Raw genomic sequence first — 1,169 nt, 5'->3', positions numbered from 1 at the left:
GACCTGTCGGGCTACCGTTACGCCAGCCTGAATCCGAACACCCCGAAGACCGGTGTGTACGGCTCGGGCGAGGTGGGCATGCTGACGCTGCGTGCCGGTGGCGACCTGTCCATCTACGGCAGCATCAACGATGGCTTCGCGCCACCGCCCGAGACGCCGGACGATGGCGGCTGGATCCTGACCCGCGGCGTGCAGGCCTTCGGCGGTGATGTGGTGGTGCCGGTGGCCGGCGTGACGCTGGCCGAGGGCACGACTTACCCGGCCGGCAAGACACTGAACTACGCCATCACGGCGAAGGATGTCACCCTGCATACGGGCACTTTGCTGCCGACTGCCATCACGCTGAGCAGCGCCTTGACGCTGCCCGCCGGGACGGTGCTCGGGGCGGACGTACGCGCGGCCGACGGCACGGTGCTGCTGGCGGCGGGCACGGTAGTTGGGGCTGGTGGCCTCGCACTGCCCACGGGCGCACAGCTGCTGGCCGGCGCGCGCCTGCCCGTGGCGGTGACGCTGGCGCGCCTGACCTGGCCCAAGGGCGCGGCGCTGCCGGTCACCATGACGCAATTCGGTACTCTGACTTTGCCGGTGGGCGCGCTGATTTCTTCCGGCACGAACGTGGCGCTGCCCGACGATGCCCTTTCAGTCAATTTGCGGCCGGCGGATTCGGCGGGTCGGCAGGCACAGAACTGGGCGGTGGCGCAGATGCTGCCAGCGGGTTCGCAGTCGTGGAGCCTGCGGCTGGTCGCTGGTGCCGATACCCAGGCGGCAGATAACCGGTTGACGCGGTTGAACGCAGGCAGCATCGTGCTCGCGGATACCCACTACACCGTCTTCAAGCAGACCGAGATCCGGCGAGGGGGCGTCTGGTATTGGGGCCCCGACAACGGCTATGGCGGTGAGCCGGGAACTCCAGCGCCCGATTGGGCCTACGACCCGAGCTACAGCCTGTGCGACTCGGAGCCTGGACAATGCGTTCGGGTCTCCTGGACATGGGGCCCGGGGAACACCTACGGTGGCACGCCAGGTGCGCCCGTCGACGACTGGGCGACCGACCCGAGCTACAACCTTTGCGAGTCGGAGCCGGGCGAGTGCGTCGCCGTAGGTGGCCCTGGCGGAGAAGTACTGGTCGGGGTCAAGCCCAAGTCGCCGGTGTTCAGCGTACTGCGCAC

At 68.7% G+C, this 1,169-nt stretch carries 1 protein-coding gene; it reads left to right on the top strand.

Annotation, left to right across the window (positions count from 1 at the left end; translation table 11 throughout):
• The coding region (locus tag ACSFA3_RS24715) for a hypothetical protein (RefSeq protein ID WP_435508004.1) at window positions 1-1,169 on the top strand (1,169 nt) is incomplete at both ends.

It is taken from the genome of Variovorax glucosi (assembly GCF_051216695.1).
GTDB lineage: Bacteria > Pseudomonadota > Gammaproteobacteria > Burkholderiales > Burkholderiaceae_C > Variovorax.
This window is presented reverse-complemented; position numbering and strand designations above follow the sequence as displayed.